Source organism: Promicromonospora sp. NPDC090134 (assembly GCF_044746965.1).
In the GTDB taxonomy this organism is placed as follows: Bacteria; Actinomycetota; Actinomycetes; order Actinomycetales; family Cellulomonadaceae; genus Promicromonospora.
This window is the reverse complement of the sequence record NZ_JBIVCZ010000004.1, coordinates 1-17,064: the sequence shown is the minus strand read 5'-3', so window position 1 is coordinate 17,064 and position 17,064 is coordinate 1. Positions and strand designations below refer to the sequence as shown.

General features: G+C 71.7%; 16 protein-coding genes. 9 read left to right on the top strand and 7 right to left on the bottom strand.

Going from position 1 to position 17,064, the window contains the following annotated elements:
* Both ACIPN7_RS12465 and ACIPN7_RS12460 read left to right on the top strand, forming a co-directional pair.
* A complete protein-coding gene (locus ACIPN7_RS12465; RefSeq protein WP_400542049.1) occupies positions 1 to 882 on the top strand; it encodes a carbohydrate ABC transporter permease in 882 nt (293 codons plus the stop codon).
* Positions 883 to 902: 20 nt separating this feature from the next.
* A complete protein-coding gene (locus ACIPN7_RS12460) occupies positions 903 to 2,231 on the top strand; it encodes an ABC transporter substrate-binding protein (protein ID WP_400542047.1) in 1,329 nt (442 codons plus the stop codon).
* Here ACIPN7_RS12460 and ACIPN7_RS12455 read toward each other — a convergent pair.
* Positions 2,212 to 3,072, bottom strand: coding sequence for a helix-turn-helix domain-containing protein (locus ACIPN7_RS12455; protein WP_400542044.1), 861 nt, complete (start codon positions 3,070 to 3,072; stop codon positions 2,212 to 2,214). The two genes, ACIPN7_RS12460 and ACIPN7_RS12455, sit on opposite strands and share 20 nt — an antisense overlap.
* A 154-nt stretch (positions 3,073 to 3,226) precedes the next feature.
* On the opposite strand from ACIPN7_RS12455, the gene ACIPN7_RS12450 reads away from it, so the two are divergent.
* Together ACIPN7_RS12450 and ACIPN7_RS12445 are read left to right on the top strand one after the other, a co-directional pair.
* The gene (locus tag ACIPN7_RS12450; protein ID WP_400542041.1) at positions 3,227 to 4,423 is read left to right on the top strand and encodes a Gfo/Idh/MocA family protein; all 1,197 of its coding nucleotides are present in this window, start codon (positions 3,227 to 3,229) and stop codon (positions 4,421 to 4,423) included.
* 148 nt (positions 4,424 to 4,571) lie between these two features.
* Complete coding sequence (locus ACIPN7_RS12445) at positions 4,572 to 4,991, top strand: cupin domain-containing protein (protein WP_400542038.1); 420 nt, start codon at positions 4,572 to 4,574, stop codon at positions 4,989 to 4,991.
* Positions 4,992 to 5,072: 81 nt separating this feature from the next.
* Here ACIPN7_RS12445 and ACIPN7_RS12440 read toward each other — a convergent pair whose 3' ends face one another.
* The 6 genes from ACIPN7_RS12440 to ACIPN7_RS12415 form a co-directional block, all read right to left on the bottom strand.
* Positions 5,073 to 6,161, bottom strand: coding sequence for a hypothetical protein (locus ACIPN7_RS12440; protein ID WP_400542035.1), 1,089 nt, complete (start codon positions 6,159 to 6,161; stop codon positions 5,073 to 5,075).
* Positions 6,162 to 6,285: 124 nt separating this feature from the next.
* A complete protein-coding gene (locus ACIPN7_RS12435; RefSeq protein WP_400542032.1) occupies positions 6,286 to 6,816 on the bottom strand; it encodes a DUF1269 domain-containing protein in 531 nt (176 codons plus the stop codon).
* Between the two features lie 167 nt (positions 6,817 to 6,983).
* A complete protein-coding gene (locus ACIPN7_RS12430; protein ID WP_400542029.1) occupies positions 6,984 to 7,547 on the bottom strand; it encodes a flavin reductase family protein in 564 nt (187 codons plus the stop codon).
* Positions 7,548 to 7,556: 9 nt separating this feature from the next.
* Positions 7,557 to 8,333 (bottom strand): SDR family oxidoreductase, encoded by a 777-nt coding sequence (locus ACIPN7_RS12425; protein WP_400542026.1) that lies wholly within the window; start codon positions 8,331 to 8,333, stop codon positions 7,557 to 7,559.
* A gap of 179 nt (positions 8,334 to 8,512) precedes the next feature.
* Positions 8,513 to 9,007: a hypothetical protein gene (locus ACIPN7_RS12420; protein WP_400542023.1), complete on the bottom strand. Its 495-nt coding sequence runs from the start codon at positions 9,005 to 9,007 to the stop codon at positions 8,513 to 8,515.
* An 89-nt stretch (positions 9,008 to 9,096) separates the two neighbouring features.
* Positions 9,097 to 9,933: a helix-turn-helix domain-containing protein gene (locus ACIPN7_RS12415; RefSeq protein WP_400542020.1), complete on the bottom strand. Its 837-nt coding sequence runs from the start codon at positions 9,931 to 9,933 to the stop codon at positions 9,097 to 9,099.
* Between the two features lie 414 nt (positions 9,934 to 10,347).
* Here ACIPN7_RS12415 and ACIPN7_RS12410 point away from each other — a divergent pair, with 414 nt between their 5' ends.
* The 5 genes from ACIPN7_RS12410 (at position 10,348) to ACIPN7_RS12390 (ending at position 16,850) form a co-directional block, all read left to right on the top strand.
* Complete coding sequence (locus tag ACIPN7_RS12410; protein WP_400542017.1) at positions 10,348 to 11,781, top strand: amidohydrolase family protein; 1,434 nt, start codon at positions 10,348 to 10,350, stop codon at positions 11,779 to 11,781.
* Positions 11,782 to 11,856: 75 nt separating this feature from the next.
* On the top strand, positions 11,857 to 12,621 hold the full coding sequence (locus ACIPN7_RS12405) for an ABC transporter ATP-binding protein (RefSeq protein ID WP_400542014.1): 765 nt from the start codon (positions 11,857 to 11,859) through the stop codon (positions 12,619 to 12,621).
* Positions 12,618 to 14,555 carry an FtsX-like permease family protein gene (locus ACIPN7_RS12400; RefSeq protein WP_400542011.1) on the top strand — a complete coding sequence of 646 codons (1,938 nt, stop codon included), beginning with the start codon at positions 12,618 to 12,620 and terminating at the stop codon, positions 14,553 to 14,555. The genes ACIPN7_RS12405 and ACIPN7_RS12400 overlap by 4 nt, the downstream gene beginning before the upstream one ends.
* Before the next feature lie 56 nt (positions 14,556 to 14,611).
* Positions 14,612 to 16,162, top strand: coding sequence for a Na+/H+ antiporter (locus tag ACIPN7_RS12395; protein WP_400542008.1), 1,551 nt, complete (start codon positions 14,612 to 14,614; stop codon positions 16,160 to 16,162).
* A 25-nt stretch (positions 16,163 to 16,187) separates the two neighbouring features.
* Positions 16,188 to 16,850: an Atu4866 domain-containing protein gene (locus tag ACIPN7_RS12390; RefSeq protein WP_400542005.1), complete on the top strand. Its 663-nt coding sequence runs from the start codon at positions 16,188 to 16,190 to the stop codon at positions 16,848 to 16,850.
* Positions 16,851 to 17,064: the final 214 nt, after the last annotated feature.

The following is a 17,064-nucleotide window of genomic DNA, read 5'->3' as shown; positions in this document are numbered from 1 at the left end:
ATGCGTACACGGATCACCTGGGGCCGGGCGCTCGCCTGGATCGTGCTGTGGTTCTTCGTGCTGGCCACCGTGCTGCCGTTCTACTGGATGCTGCGCACCGCGTTCTCGGACAACCAGGCGCTCGCCGCCCAGTCCTTCTCGCTGCTGCCCGCCGACTTCACGCTCGGCCCGTTCAAGCGGGTGTTCGGCCTGGCCACGCCCGAGGAGGCGCTCGCGGAGGGCGGTTCGGGCGCGTCGCTGAGCTTCTGGCTCTACCTGCGCAACTCGCTCGTGGTCGCCACGGCCGTGACGGTGGGCCAGGTGCTGTTCTCCTCGATGGCGGCCTACGCCTTCGCCCGGCTCAGCTGGCCGGGGCGGGACGCCTGGTTCGCCGTCTTCCTCGGGGCGCTCCTGGTGCCGCCGATCTTCACCTCGCTGCCGAACTTCCTGACGATCAAGTCGCTGGGCCTGCTGAACACGCTGCCCGGGATCATGCTGCCGAGCCTGTTCATGACGCCGTTCGCGATCTTCTTCATGCGGCAGTTCTTCCTCGGCATCCCGAAGGAGATCGACGAGGCGGCGATGATCGACGGCGCCCGGCCCTGGCGCATCTTCTTCCGGATCATCCTGCCGATCTCGGCGGCGCCGGTCACCACGCTCGGCATCCTCACGTTCATCAACACCTGGAACGACTACTTCTGGCCGCTCCTGGTGGGCCAGGCGGAGGAGTCCAAGGTGCTCACCGTGGCCCTGGGCGTCTTCCGCTCGCAGACGCCGCAGGGCGCGCCGGACTGGGCCGGGCTCATGGCCGCGTCCCTCGTCGCGGCCCTGCCCATCGTGATCCTCTACGCCGTCTTCGGCCGCCGGGTCATCAACTCCATCGGTTTCTCCGGCATCAAGTAGCCGGGCCAGAAAGGAACACCATGAAGCGAAAGATGCTCGCGGGCGCCGTCGCCCTCGCGTCCCTGTCCCTGACCGCCTGCGCGGGCGGGTCGTCCGGCGCCGAGGCGGAGGGCCAGATCGACTACTGGCTCTGGGACTCGAACCAGCAGCCCGCCTACCAGCAGTGCGCCGACGCCTTCCACGAGGCCAACCCCGACCTGACGGTCAAGATCACGCAGCGCGGGTGGGACGACTACTGGTCGGCCCTGACCACCGCGTTCTCGTCGGGCACCGGCCCGGACGTGTTCACCGACCACGTGTCCAAGTACCCCGAGTTCGTGGCGAACGGGCAGCTCCTCGCCCTCGACGACCACGTCGCCGACGTCGACCTCGACCAGTACTCGGCCGGGCTCGCGGACCTGTGGGTCGCGCAGGACGGCAAGCGGTACGGCCTGCCCAAGGACTGGGACACCGTCGCGATCTTCTACAACCAGAAGATGGTCGCCGACGCCGGGCTGACCGAGAAGGACATGCAGGACCTCGACTGGAACCCGGACGACGGCGGCAGCTACGAGGAGGCCATCGCGCGCCTGACCGTCGACGCGAACGGCGTGCGCGGCGACGAGCCGGGCTTCGACAAGGAGAACGTCGCGGTCTACGGCCTGGGCATCCCCGGCGCCGGGTACGAGAACGGCCAGACCGAGTGGAGCATGTACACCGCCACCACGGGCTGGACCCACACGGACGAGAACCCGTGGGGCACGCACTACAACTACGACGACCCGCGCTTCCAGGAGACCATCGCCTGGTGGTACTCCCTGATCGAGAAGGGTTACGCCCCGCCGCTGGAGACCACGATCGGCGCGTCGGTGAACGACAACTTCGGCGCGGGCAAGTCCGCCGTCAACATCAGCGGTGACTGGATGCTCTCGACCTACTTCGGCTACGACGGCGTCGACGTCGGCCTGGCGCCCACGCCCACCGGTCCGAACGGGAAGCGCGCGAGCATGTTCAACGGCCTGGCCGACTCCGTCTGGGCGGGCACGGACAACCCGGAGGGGGCCGCCAGGTGGGTCGCGTTCCTGGGCTCGACCGACTGCCAGGACCTCGTGGGCGCCGCCGGCGTCGTGTTCCCGGCGATCACCAGCTCGGCCGAGATCGCCACGGAGGCGTTCGCCGAGAAGGGCATCGACGTCTCGCCGTTCACCACCCACGTCGAGGACGGCACCACGTTCCTGTTCCCGGTGACCGACCACGCCTCGGACGTGCACGCGATCATGACCCCTGCGATGGACGAGGTGCTGGGCGGCAAGTCCGACGTCAGCTCGCTGACCGAGGCCAACGAGCAGGTCAACGCCCTGTTCGACTGACCGGGAGGCGCGGCTGGTCGTGCTGGTTCTCGCGCCGGTACGCCGCCGGAGGCATGCCGCAGACGTCGCCGAACGCGGTGTAGAACCGGCTCACGGAGCTGAAGCCGGACTCTGCCGCGACGTCGGCGACCGGCAGGCCGGTGGTCACCAGCAGCCGCCGCGCCTCGGCCAGCCGGCACCGGGTCAGGTAGTCGACCATGGTGGTGTGCACGACCTTGCGGAACTGGGCCATGGCGTAGTTGGGGTGCAGCCGCACGGTCCGCGCGACGTCCGCGACGGTGAGCGGTTCGCGGAAGTGCTCGGCGATGTGCCGCACCATCGCCAGCACCTGGCGCAGCGCCGGGTCGCCCGCCGCGAACTGCCGCACCGGCTGCCCCGGTGTGGCCAGCCCGAGCCGGCGCACCCGGGCCTCGATCTCCAGCATCGCGATGCGACGCAGCTCGGGCTGGTCGCCCGACAGGTCGGCGGCCCACTGCGTGAAGTTCGCCGGGTCGGTCGTCAGCGCCACCTCCGGCGGTGAGATCAGCGGCATGCCGGACAGCAGGCGGCCGACCAGGGCGGTGGGCAGTCCCCAGCCGAGGAAGGTCGAGAACGGCACGTGCACCCAGTGCGCCCGGGTCGCCGTGCTGGCGATGAGCTGGTGGGGCACCGCCGCCCAGAACGCGGCCACCGACCCGGGGCCGATCTCGACCGGCGCGCCACCGAACAGGTAGAGCATCGTGCCGCCCTCGGTGACGAGGTTGATCTCCAGGTCGTCGTGCTGGTGGGCGGTGCCCATCAGGGTGGGGCGGCCGGACCAGCTCACGAGGGCGGGCGGCTCGATCTCGATCTGCGACGTCATCTGAAACCCCCGGCATCTGATGATCCGGGAAGAACCGGCTTGGATCCATGAAGAGTTCGCTGATCGTAGGTACGTAGGGTCGAGGCCGTCAACGCGGCCGCCGGCCGTCGTCGCCCCCTGGCCGCATCGCCGCGGCCCGAGACAAGGAGCATCTGTGTTCACACTTGGCATCGTCGGAGCCGGGCAGTTCGCCGGGCAGTTCGTCAAGCTCTGGAACCTGCACCCCGGCGTCGGGGACATCTACGTCACCGACCTGCTGCCCGAGCGTGCCGAGCGGCTCGTCGACGAGTACGACCTCGCCGGGACCGTCCCGTCCTTCGAGGACCTGCTCGCCTCCGACGTCGACGCGATCGCCGTCTTCACCCAGCGCTGGACGCACGGACCCCTGGTGGTCCAGGCGCTGCGCGCCGGCAAGCACGTCTACTCCTCGGTGCCGATGGCGATCTCCGAGCCGGAGATCGAGGCGATCGTCGAGGCGGTCCGGGAGACCGGGCTGACCTACATGATGGGTGAGACGAGCTACTACAACCCGGCGACCGTCCACGCCCGCGACCAGGCCGCGAAGGGCGCCTTCGGCCGGCTGTTCTACGCCGAGGGCGACTACCTGCACGACATGGACCTCGGCTTCTACGACGCGTACAGGTACAGCGGCGGCGAGAACTGGAGGTCCACCGCGAGCTACCCGCCCCTGATGTACCCCACGCACTCCCTGGGCGGGATCCTCGGCGCCTGGCAGACGCACGCGACCAGTGTCTCGGCGATCGGCGTGCTCGACGACCGCGGGGACGGGGTGTTCGACAAGGACGTGAGCCAGTTCGCCAACGACTTCTCCAACGCCACCGCGCTGTTCGAGGCTGCCGGGGGCGGCGCGTTCCGGATCAACGAGTTCCGCCGGGTCGGGTTCCCCTCGCACTTCCGCGAGTCGCGGTTCCGGTTCTTCGGCACCGAGGCCAGCATGGAGCAGCTCGTCAACGTCAGCCTCTGGCAGGACAAGCAGGAGGTCGTGGACATCACGGAGCACCTGGCTCCCAAGCCGACGCTGTCACCCGACGACCCGTCGCTGGAGCACGTCTCGCCCGCGCTGCGGGACGCCTTCACCTCGGGCTCCGCGCCGGTGCACGACCGTTCGCGGCTGCCGAAGGAGTTCGCGAACGTGTCCAACGGCCACGAGGGCAGCCACCACTTCCTGGCCGACGACTTCGTCACGGCCGTCACGACCGGCGCCCTCCCGCCGGTCAACGCCTGGGTCGCCGCGCGGTACACGATGCCCGGCATCGTCGCGCACGAGTCGGCGCTCAAGGGCGGCGTCCGCCTGGACATCCGCGACTTCGGGGACGCGCCGCAGGGCTGACGGGCCGGGGGCTGCGGCGATTCGCGGCGCCGCGTTCCGATCGCCTCCGCGCGGGAGGCCCGGGCGTGAGGTGTACCAGCAGGGACTGGCAGGGCGTCCAGGTACCGCCTTGACTTGAGGCCGTACGTACGGAGACACAGGAGACGACATGAACGACGCCGAGCTCGACCAGATCTTCCCCCGGGGAGAGAAGAACGACGCCTACGCGCAGTACTTCACCGGCCAGAGCTACCTGGCGCCCCTCGCGTCGGGGAGCGTTCCCGTCAGCAACGTCACCTTCGAGCCGGGCTGCCGCAACAACTGGCACATCCATCACGGCACCGGCGGCGGCGACCAGATCCTGCTGTGCACGGCGGGCAGCGGCTGGAACCAGGCGGAGGGCGAGGACGCCGTCAGCCTGGAGCCGGGATCGGTGGTCCGTGTACCGGCCGGCACCAAGCACTGGCACGGCGCGAAGGCCGGCTCGTGGTTCTCCCACGTCGCCTTCATCACCCCGGCCGACGACCTCGGCAACGAGTGGCTCGAACCGGTCACCGACGAGGTGTACGGCGCGCTGCCGAGGAGCTGAGGCGACCGTCGGCGTGGACCCGGCGGACCCGGCCGTACGGGAGTGCGGGTCGGATGTGGGACGACGCGACCCCGGATCGGGTCAGCCGTCGGCAGAGGCCGGAGTGCCGGCGGTCGCGGTGGCCCGCCGGCTCTCGCCGTTGCTGGATCTGGCGGAGCCGCCCGACGCAGCGGCCGCCGCCGCAACCGCGACGGTCAGGCCTTGCGTCGCGGCCGCGTTGGCTTGTTCGACGCCCTGGTCCAGCGCCGATGCGCTTGAGCTGGTGCCGGCCGTGGACTCCGAGGGGGAGGTTGCGCCGGCCCCCTGGTCGGCGGCGGTGAGCTCGGTGTCGGCCCCCGTCGCGGTCACCTGGGTCGTCCGGGCGGCCCCCGCGACGGTCTGCACGGCTGCGGCGGCGTCGTCCTTCGGCGTGGTCGACGGGCGGGAGTGTCGGTTCGTGGGACGGATCGAGGGCGGCGGCGGGGCTTCCCGGTTCCCCGGGTCGTCGACTCCCGGGACGTCGGTTCCCGGGACGCCCTCGTCGATGCCCGCGCTCTCCAGCACCTGGCCCGCGGGTTCACCGGTCTGATCAGCGACATACGTCGACGCACCGATGACGGTGACCGCGACGAGCGCGGCAGCGGCCACGGCGGTCTCCCTCCGGTTCGCCCGGGTGCCGATGTGCGCGGGGCGGGCGGTGACGTCGGCCGGCGCACCCTCGACGACGGCGTCGGTCCCGGCTTCGCGGAGCGCCCAGGAGACGTCACACACGTCGACGAACGCGCGGGTGCACCGGGCACAGCCGTTCATGTGGACCTCCAGCCGCCGCTGGCGGTGGGGCAGGAGGTGCCCGGCGAGGTAGTCGTGCATGGCCGCGCAGCCGGCGCGGCACTCGGGTTCGGCCACGTGCCGGGCGTGTGCGGCGGCCAGTGCGGCGGCAAGGTTCTCCTCGGCACGGCGGAGCCGGCCGGGCACGGCGTGCGGGTGGAGGCCGAGCTGCTCGGCGATGCTCGTCGTGGTTCTGCCCTGGACGTGACGGCCGACCAGGATCGTGCGGTCGGCGTCCGCGACGTCGCGCATGGCCGCGCGCAGCACGACGAGGGCTCCCCGGCGCTCGACGTCGACGTCGGCCGGCAGCGCACGGACGTCGCTCGGACGGTCCCACGCCCAGTCGCGATGAACGGCGGCCACGTCAACCGCCTCCTCTCGCTAGGACGTCGTCTGGTCCGAGTCGAGCGCAACGTCCGTATCGTACCTTCCGTGCCGCGAAGATCCTCCTGGTTTCATCCTCCGGGTGCGGGGGTGATCGACGAACTCACCTCGCGGTGGCCTCGTCGATCGCGGCCTCCAGCGCCTTCTCGTCGGCCTTCAGCTCCTTCTTCTCCAGCTTGGCCGCGCGGGCGATCGCGCTCTCCACGTGTGCTGCCACGTCCGACGCGGCGATGACGACCAGGCCGCTCTGCCCCTCGTCGAGCAGCTCGCCCAGGTCCTTCAGGTCGCCGCGGCTCATCCCGCCGGCGACGTGCCCGGCGATCGCGCCGATGGCGCTGCCCCCGGCGCCGCCCGCGAGCAGGGCGCCACCCAGACCGATCGCCGGGAAGAGGGCCACGAGCGCGCCCCCGGCCAGGCCGAGGCCCAGGCCGCCCCAGGCGCCCTGCCGGGTCGGCTGCTCGTGCTTCTTGACGATCTTGACCTTGCCGTCGGCGTGCCGCGAGATCACCGCCGCGTCGTAGGTGTCGATGAGGCCGCTGGTCTGGTAGAACTCCTTCACCGCCTCGTAGTCGGTCACCGCGTCGTCCTCGTTGCCGTAGCTGGCCGCGAAGGCCACCAGGGTGTCGAGCGCCATGTCGTCTCTCCTCGATAGCGTGGCCCGCCGTCCGCGGGGCACTCGTCCGATGATTCGTCCGCGACGGTAGGCCGGGGTGCGCCTCGTCGAGTCACATGATTCGGGTGACCTGCGCAATGCGGCCCGGGAATCCAAGGATTCCCGGGCCCTCATTGTGGTCTGGCAGGTCAGTCGCGGGTCAGCGACTCCCACTTCGTCATGCGCGACCGCAGGTCGATCAGCTCGCCGTTGGTCGAGAACGTGCCGTCGCCCCGGTGGTGGACCTCGCCGGCGGCCGGCGCCGCCGGATCGATCCACGCCCGCTCGACCCGCAGCAGCCACAGGTCGTGGTCGTCCACGAGGCGGTCGTCGGCAACGGTGCACTCGACGTCGGCGAAGCACTCCATGACCAACGGAGCCCTGACAGTGGCCGCGGGTGCCGGCGTCAGGCCGAAGCGGTCCCACTTGTCGACGTCGGCGCCCGACACGTTGCCGATGTCGACGACCGTCTCGAGGATGTCGCGGCCGGGGATGCCGATGACGCACTCACCGGTGTCCCGGAGCGCCTCGTACGAGTGGTCCCAGGGCCCGACGACGAGAGCGAGCGTCGCGGAGTGGCGCACCGGCATGTTGAACCCGTTGGTCATGAGGTTCGCGCGGTGCCCGTCGAAGGTCGAGACCAGCACGACAGGCCCGGGCTCGAAGAGGCGATGGACCTTGTCCAGCGGGTAGGGCGTGAATCGGTCGTCCATGACGAGACCTCAGATGACCTGCTGCGTGGGCAGGATCGTGATCTCGGTGAGGTTCACGTGCTTCGGCAGGCCCGCGAGGAACGCGACCGTCTCGGCGACGTCCTCGGACTGCAGAACGTCGATCTGCTCGATCAGGTCTGCCATGAGGGCACTGGCGTCCGGGTCGGTCACGTGGTCGGGCAGCTCGGTGTCGACCATGCCGGGCTCGACGGTCGACACGCGAATGTTCTTGCGGCCGAGCTCCGTGCGCAGCAGGCGGGTGATGTGGCTGACGTAGGCCTTGGTGCCCGAGTAGACCTGGAACTTCTCCAGGATCCGCGTCGCGGCGATGGAGGAGGTGGTCACGAGGTCCGTCGTCCTGCCCGCCGCCGCGGCGGCCTCCAGGTCGGGCAGGAACGCCTGGATGGTGTTCATGACGCCCTTGATGTTCAGGTCGATCTGGGCGTCCCAGTCCTCGACCTTCAGGTCGCTGATCGAGGCGATGAGCTGGACGCCGGCGTTCGCGAACACGAGGTCCGCCCCGCCGAGCTCGTCCCGGACCCGCTCGGCGGCGGCCAGGACCTGTGCGCGGTCGGTGACGTCGGTCGGCACCGCGATCGCCGTGCCGCCCTTCTCCTGGATCCGGGCCACGACGGCGTCGAGCCGGTCGCCGCGGCGGGCGAGCAGGGCAACCTTGGCACCGAGCGCGGCGAAGGTCTCCGCGGTGGCCTCGCCGATGCCGCTGGATGCGCCCGTGATGACCGCCACGCGTCCGTCGAGGGCCCCGGGGATGATGATTCCGCTCATGGTGATGACTCCTTGTCTGGTGCTACTTGTCTGGTGCTACGGCCCCTCGTTCGGGGGCACATCCAGACTCACGCCCGGGCCCACGTCGAACCAGGCCGCCAGTTTCCTAGCAGTGCCGCAGCCAGGGTGCGCGGACAGGCGGGTACGGCCGGCGGTACGTCGTCGGGCGGGCACGGCGTTCAGCCGGGCAGGTGATCGAGCAGCGGCAGCATGCGCGACGTCGCCGGACGAGGCGTGGCGACACGCAGCACCATGCCGTCGTGCCGTGCGGTCCGGCGATCGAAGGTCAGCTCGCCGAGGTCCGGGTGGCGCACCACGTAGGTGTCCAGGAGCCGTTGGCGCACGCGCAGACCACCCCACAGGGCGTCGAAGCGCGGGCTCTGCTCCCTGAGGTCCCGCACGGCAGCCTGTGCCGCCTCCCGGGTGCGCTCCGTGCCGATCCCGTCGAGCAGCGCCGCCACCACGTCGTACTCCTCGTGCCGGCGGTTCACGAAGAACGTGGCGGCGGCGGGGTCGCAGAAGACCATGTGTCCGACGTCGGATCGGCTGGCGAAGGGGAGATGGAGGGACCGCCACCGCCGGTTCGCGTCGACGACGAGCAGGCCGCCGTCCAGGACGACGGCCGGTTCGTGCTCCGGGAGCGGCAGGACCGGTCGGGCGTTCGGGGCATGCACGGTTGGCACGCTAGCCGCGCCACGCCGGACGAGCCTGGCCCTGCTCCTCCCAGGCGCACGCGGGTGCACGCGGTGCGTCCGGCGCGTGCTCAGCCGGTGACCAGGTCGTCCTGCGCCGAGGTCGTCGACATCTCGGACAGCTCGTGGAACGCCCGTTCGCCGGCGCTCGCGGGTTCGGTGCGGTAGACGACGAGCTGGTGCCCGGGCAGGGCGGAGACCTCGAAGGCGTCGAAGTCGATCACGAACTCACCGACGGCAGGGTGCCGGAGCGTCTTCTGGTCGTGGGTCTTGGGCTCGACCTCGTGCGCGGCCCACAGCTCGGCGAAGTACGCGCTGCCGGAGGTGAGCCGGTCCAGGAGCTCCTTGCGGCGTGCCGTGCCGGCGTAGAGGCCGGAGGTTGCCCGCAGGTTGGCCACGCATCCGGTGGCCGCGCGTTCCCAGTCGGCGTAGAAGGTGCGGCCCTCGGGGTCGAGAAAGACCATCTCGACCAGGTTCCGCGTCGTGGAGAACGGCTGGAACAGGTTGGTCGCGAGCCGGTTCATCGCCACGATGTCGAGCAGCGGGTCGAGCACGAAGCACGCTGCTCCGGGCCAGCGCTCCATCAGGCGCGTGAGGGTGGCGTCGACCGGCTCGGGGGCCTCGGCGAGCTCCGGGACCCACGCGATCTGCGCGAGCCCGTAGGCGTAGCGCCGCTCGTGGAGGGTGAGGTCGAGGGAGTGGGCGAGGGCGTCCAGCACCTGCGCCGACGGGTTCGTCTCCCGCCCCTGCTCGAGCCGCGTGTAGTAGTCCACGCTCACCCCGGCGAGCAGGGCGACCTCGTCGCGGCGGAGGCCCGGGACGCGTCGTCGTCCCGAGGAGGGGAAGGGCAGCGCCTCGACGGAGGCAGCGGCCCGCTTGGCCCGGAGGAAATCGCCCAGCTCGCTCACGTTCGCTCCCATCGGACGGGCGACGGTCGCGGCGTTCTGTGAACCTCCGCAAGGAGGGTGTCGCACGGTGGTACCTGACTGCGAAACGATCCTAACGCGCTCGGCTTGCCGAACTGTTACCACCTGGTTCGGTCGCGGTCAGCACGGAGTCGAGGAGTCCCGGAAAGCGGTCGTCCAGGTCGCGCCGGCGCAGCGTCATCGTCATGAAGCGACCCCCCCGTGCGTTGGTGCAGCAGCCCGCTCTCGCGCAGGACGCGCCAGTGGTGGTCGCGCTGGACTTGGGCACGTCGGGGAGCGCGGTCGTGCCACGGTCGGCGAGGGTCGCCGCGCGCTTCCTAGGTGCGCGGCGGCCTGGTTCGGCATCGGGAGACCCGCCGAGCATGGGGGCAGTCCACCCGACCGGAAGGAATCCCTATGAGCTCCCTGCCCGCCGACGCCGTCTCGAACCACGTCCTGCGCAGCGCCTCCGACGACCGCCGTCGGATCCTCGTGAAGGGCGCGTACGTCGTCACGATGGATCCCACCCTGCCCGACCTGCCCCGCGGTGACGTGCTGATCGAGGGCAGCGGGATCGCGGCGGTGGGGCCGGACCTCTCCGCCCAGGGCGCCGAGAACGACGCCCTCGTCATCGACGCGGAAGGGTCGATCGTGGCGCCCGGCCTGGTGGACACGCACCGGCACGCCTGGGAAGCGACGCTCCGGCGCAGCATCCCCGACGTGAACGACCTCGGCGAGTACGTCGTGTCGACGCTCAGCGGCGTCGCCCCGGTGCTCGACCCGGAGGACGTGTACGTCGGGACCCGCCTCGCCGCCCTGACCGCGCTCGACAGCGGGATCACCTGCATGCTCGACTTCGCGCACAACTCCCGCTCCGCGGAGCACTCCGACCGCGCCATCGCGGCGCTGGCCGACTCCGGGATCCGCGGCGTGCACGCCTCGATGGGCCCGCACTTCGGCGACTGGAACCACCAGTGGCCGGCCGACCTGACCCGGCTGCGCTCGACCTACTTCGCGAGCGACGACCAGCTGCTGACCCTGCGCGTCGCGGCACTCGCCACGGACGAGATCGCCGGGCCTGAGATCGCCTACGGTCCCCGGCTCGCGGCGGTCGCGCGTGAGCTCGGCATCGGCGTGAGCGTCGACGCCGTCTTCGGGGAGCCCTCCTCCCGCGCGGTGCTGGAGTGGGCGCGCCAGGGCATCCTCGGCCCGAGCACCACGCTCATCCACGCCACCGGTCTGACGACGGAGGCGTGGCAGGCCATGGGCGACGCCGGGGCGACCGTCGCGCTCGCCCCGACGTCCGAGGCGCAGATCGGCCTGGAGACCGCGATCCCGGCTGTCGACGAGGCGCTGGCGGTCGGGATCCGCCCGGGGCTGAGCATCGACGTCGAGGTCGCCCTCGCGAGCGACATGTTCACCCAGATGCGCGCGCTGCTCGCGATCCAGCGGATGCGGGCGGTCAACGCGGCCTACGGCACCACCGACGAGGTGCGGCGCATCACCGCGCGCGACGTGCTCGACCTCGCGACGCTCCAGGGCGCCCGGACCAACGGGCTCGACCACGTGACCGGCTCGGTCACGCCCGGAAAGCAGGCCGACCTGATCCTGGTCGACGCCGAGGCCGTGAACAACATGCCCCTCAACGACGCCGTCGGCACCCTCGTGCTCGGCAGCGACCCGCGCAACGTCCGGGCCGTGTTCGTCGGCGGACGGGCACGCAAGTGGGACGGCGAGCTCGTCGACGTCGACCTCGCCGAGCTGCGGCGCAGCGTGCACGCCTCCCGCGCGGGGATCCTCGCCCGCGCCGGTGCCGGCGCGGCCGCGCTCTCCGTGCCCGGCCGGCCGTGAGCTTCGGGACAACCCGCACGTCGGCCGGGGGCCCACCGGCTGTCCCGGACAACGCACCACGAGTGGAGTAGAGACATGACCACCACCACCCTTGAGCCGGTCCCCGTCGGTACCGGCACCGCGCTGTCGCTCACCGGAGTGACACGCACCCACGGCACCGGAGAGACCGGCGTCACCGCACTGGACGACGTCTCGCTCGAGCTGCGCCAGGGCAGCTGGACTGCTGTCATGGGGCCCTCCGGCTCCGGGAAGTCGACGCTGCTCCAGGTAGCGGCGGGGCTGGACCGGGTCGACGGCGGCCGCGTCGTCCTCGGCGGCACGGACATCACCCACGCCTCGGACCAGGAACGCACCGAGCTGCGCCGGGAGCGCATCGGGTTCGTGTTCCAGAGCTTCAACCTCATCGGCTCGCTGACCGCCGAGCAGAACGTCGCACTGCCCCTGGAGCTCGCCGGGCGGCGCCCCGGACGTGACACGGTGCGACAGGCACTCGCTCTCGTCGGCCTGAGCGAGCGCGCCACCCACCGGCCGCGGGAGCTCTCCGGAGGCCAGCAGCAGCGGGTCGCCATCGCACGGGCGATGATCACGCGCCCGCAGGTGCTGTTCGCCGACGAACCGACCGGCGCGCTCGACTCGAACGCCGCACGGAACGTGCTGGAACTGATGCGTGACATGACAGGGACGGGACAGACCATCCTGATGGTCACGCACGACCCGGCCGCGGCGGCGGCCGCCGACGAGACGGTCTTCCTCCGCGACGGCCGGCTGGTCGACAGGCTCGCCGGGGCGGACGCTGCCACGATCGCGAACCGGCTCGTCGCGCTCGAGGCCGGACGATGAACCGCCTCGGTGTGAGCGGCTTCGTCGAGCGCCGGCAGACCTACGTCGGCGCGCTCGTCACCGTGACCTTCGGCGTCGGCCTCGTGCAGTCGTCGCTGCTGCTCCTGCTCTCCGTCGCCGGGATGGAACCGGCCGCCGGAGCGGACGCCGTGGCACGTGCCGGCTTCGACAGCGCGCGGCTCGTCGCCCTGACCGTCGTCTCCGTGACGCTCGGGTTCGGCGCGTTCCTCGCCGTGTTCATCATCGCCTCCACCTTCGCGTTCTCCGTCACGGAGCGACGTCGCGACCTTGCGCTGCTGCGCATCGTGGGCGCCGACGCCGGCCAGCTCCGCCGCATGCTCCTGACCGAGGCGGTCGTGCTCGGCTCGCTCGGAGCCGCCGCCGGCATCCCCGTCGGTGTTGCCCTCCAGCAGGTCCAGACCGGCCTGCTGGCCAGGTTCGGCTTCGTGCCCGCCACCTTCACCGCCGCCTGGCAGCCGTGGACCGTGCCCGCCTCGCTCGTGCTGGGCATCGCCCTCGCGCTGGCCGGCGTGGCGCTCGCCGCACGACGGGCGGCCCGGATCGACCCGCTGGACGCCCTGCGTTCGACGGGCGAGGCCGAGCGGCCCATGACCCGGGCCCGCTGGGCGGGCGGGGGAGCGCTCGTCCTCGCGACGGCCGCCCTGGTCGTCACCGCACCCTTCGGCGGCATCGCCGGAGCGCAGGCGATGGCCATGTCGGCCGGCATCACGGCGGCGCTCGCGCTCACGGTGCTCGCCCCCGCCCTGGTACCGGCCGTGGCGGCGCTCGCGCCCCGGTCCTCCTCGCCGGTCGCCAGGCTCGCGGTCGCGAACCTCCGCGACGGCGCCACCCGCTCCGCGTCCACCGCGGCGCCACTGATCGTGCTGGTCGCGCTCGTCCTCAGCCAGCCGATCGCCATGCTGTCGTTCGGCGACGCGGCCATGGCCCAGACGGTGCGCGGCACCGAGGCCGACCTGGTGCTGCGCACCACCGGCGCACCCGAGGAGGACCCCGGTCAGCTCTCCGGCGTGGCGAACGCGTCGACGGAGTGGACGGTGCCCATCGGGGTCCAGCCCAGCGGCTCCGCGATACCTGGCATGTCCGAGGAGCTCGCCGGGACGCCCCTGGCGGTGACCACCGAGGCGCTGGTGGTCGACCCCGTCGAGTTCGGTGTCGCCCACCCCGGAGCGGCAGCGGCGGTCGACGGCCTCCGGGCCGGCGACGCCGCACCGGGTCCCGGCGCGGCCGGCCTCGGACTCGGCGCCGCGGGCACGGTCAGCATCGGCGACCGCGACCTCGGCGCCGTCCGGTTCGGCACCGCGGTGCCGTCCGGCAGCGGCAGCCAGGCCGGCGTCGTCCTCCCGCGCGACCTCGTGCCCGCCGACCTCCTCGAGGACGTGCCTGCCACGACGTTCGTGGCGCTGGACGACGGCGCCGACCCTGCTGCCGTCGCCGCCGAGCTGGCCGGCCTCGGCCAGGTGTCCGACCTGGAGACCTGGGCCGAGGAGGCGGGCGCCGCGGGCCAGGACCAGAACGCGCAGGTGCTCGTCGTCGTGATGGCGGTCGGAGCGGCATACGCGGTCATCGGCGTGGCCAACGCGATCGCCATCGCGACCTCGGGCCGGCGTCGCGAGTTCGCCGTCGCCCGGGCGAGCGGCCTGACACGCACCCAGGCGCTCAGCGCCGCGATCCAGGAGACCCTCCTGGTCGGCGGTGCGGCGACCCTCCTCGGAGTCGTCGCCACGGTGACCACCGTGCTCGCGGTCCTGACCTCGACGGCCCACGTCACCGGAGCCGCGACGCTCCAGGTGCCGTGGCTGCTCGTGGCAGCCGTCGTGGCGGGCGGCCTGCTTCTGACCGGCATCGCCGGCACGGTCGCGGCCGTCACGGTGACCCGGCGCGAGCCGGCGAGCCTCCTCGCCGAGCGCGCCTAGCAGTACCCGGCCACCACACCGGCGCCATACCCCACCGACCGACCTGGAAGACCTCGATGCACACCCTTGAACTCGTGGCCGCCGTGGTGGTGGCCGTGCTCGCCGGCGCCTGGCTCTCCCGCAGGTTCCGCCTGAGCGAGCCCGTCGTGCTGCTCGCCGTCGGCGTGCTGATCGGCCTCACCCCGCTGGGCCACGCCGAGCTGTCACCCCACGTCGTGCTGTTCCTGTTCCTGCCCGCGCTGCTGTACTGGGAGGCCCTGAACTCCTCGGTCCACCTGATCCGCAGCAACCTGCGGGCCATCACGCTCCAGGCGACCCTCCTGGTCATCGCCACGGCCGCGGCGGTCGCGGCCGTGGCCCACCTGCTGGGACTGCCCTGGCCCATCGGGCTCGTGCTCGGGGCGGTCCTCGCCCCCACCGACGCGGTGGCGGTCTCGGCCGTCTCCGGCTCGCTGCCGCGCCGCACGCTCACCGTGCTGCGCACCGAGAGCCTCCTGAACGACGGCACGGCCCTGGTCCTGCTGGCGGTCACCCTGGAGTTCCTCGTCGAGGGCCGGCCGCTGTCCGTCGGCGGCACCGCGCTGCGCCTGGCGGAGTCCTTCGGGGGCGGCATCGCCATCGGCGCCGCCGTCGCCTACGTGCTCGTCCCGCTACGGCGCCGGCTGGGCGAGCCGATCCTGCACAGCGGTCTGAGCGTCGCCACCCCGATGCTCGCATTCCTGCCAGCCGAGCTCATCCATGTCTCCGGGGTGCTGGCGGTCGTCACGTGCGGGCTGCTCACGAGCCGTATCGCACCACGCCACATCGAGGCCCAGGCCCGCCGCCAGTCGTACGCGTTCTGGGAGGTGACGGCGTTCCTCCTCAACGGCGCGCTCTTCGTCCTGATCGGCACCCAGATCCCCGGCGTCGTGGGCGGCCTGTCCTCCACCGGTCTGCGGGACGCGACGTTGATCGCGGTCCTGGTGGCGCTGACCGTCATCGCCGTCCGCCTCGCCTGGTTCTACACGGTGCCGTACGTCGTGCGGGCCCTCGACCGCCGCGCCGCCCAGCGTTCCCTGCGCATCAGCTCCCGTGAGCGGCTACCCATCGCGTGGGCAGGTATGCGTGGCGCGATCTCGCTGGCCGCCGCGCTCACCGTCCCGGTCGCGACCGCCTCGGGCGAGCCGATCGAACAGCGCGACGCGATCGTGTTCATCACCGCCGTCACCGTCACGCTGACCCTCGCACTGCTCGGCCCGACCCTCCCTCTCGTCACCCGGGCAGTCCGCCTGCCTGCCGACCACGAGGGGGCCCGCGAGGCGGAGCTCGTGCGACAACGGATCACAGCCCGCGTCCAGCGCGAGCTTCCGGTGCTGCTGGAGCAGTTCCCCGCCCCGCGCGCCGCCAGCGGAATCGCCGAGGAGTCGTATCTCCCGGAGCAGGAGTCCGCCGAGACCGACGATCCCTCGACTGCGCGCGCGCTGCGGACCGCCGTGCTCGACGTCAGACGAGACGAGCTCGCCCGGATCCGCGCCGAGGGGACCATGGACGACGACGTCCTCCGCGCCGAGGAGAGTGCCCTCGACGCCGAGGCCGTGCACCTGGCGCACGCGCCTCAGGCCTCATGACCCCGCCAGGAGAACGGAGCAACCGATGACCGAGCAGACCGACATCGAGCAGACCGGCAGGCAGTTCGTCCTGAGGGGCGCGACCGTCATGAGGACGCCGAGCACGTCAGCTCGCGAGAACCTGTACGTCTCGGACGGTGTCCTCGTGGAGCCGCTCACGGGCGAGCCCGCCGTGGTCGAGGCCACGGGCACCTACGCGGTCCCGCTCACGGTGGACAGCGCCGTGGCACAACGACCCGTGCCGCAACGGCATGTCCATGACCTGGTCCCCGGCAACCGTGCGACGTTCGCGCTCGTCCGCCGCCCGGTCGGGGAGTCGCAGATCCGTCGCATGCTCGTGATCGATCCCGCGGACCTGGCCGCGGTCTATGTGTCCGGGCACCTGGAAGCACGCGACGGTCGCCCGACGCGGCCCGCCGGCGCGGACCTGTCCGATCCCGCCGTACGGGAGACGTGGGTCGGGACGTGGGTCGACCCGGCCCGTGGCCTGGAGCAGCACCTGATGGCCGACGGACGCTACTCGGAGACCCGGAACGGACGCGCGGACGCCTACACCGGGCGGTACTGGGTTCGTGACGGCCGGATCACCTATCTGGACGACTCCGGTTTCTGGGCCTTCGGTGAGCTGCTGGACGGCACGCTGCACCACGCGGGGTTCGTGATGAACCGACGGTGCCACGGTTCGTGACCCCGGTGGGGGAACCTCACACGGAGAAGTACTTCGCTTCCGGGTAACTGGCTTTCGACCAGCGCAAACACGCTCGTGACCCCCGGGGTGACACGAACTGGACACGCTTTCGCGAACTTAGAGCCCTATTCAGCGCGTGAGTCGGTAGAACTCCAGGTTGGTGATCATGTGGATGATGCTTGGTAGTTCGGCCAGTCGGCCGCGGTAGCCGGCC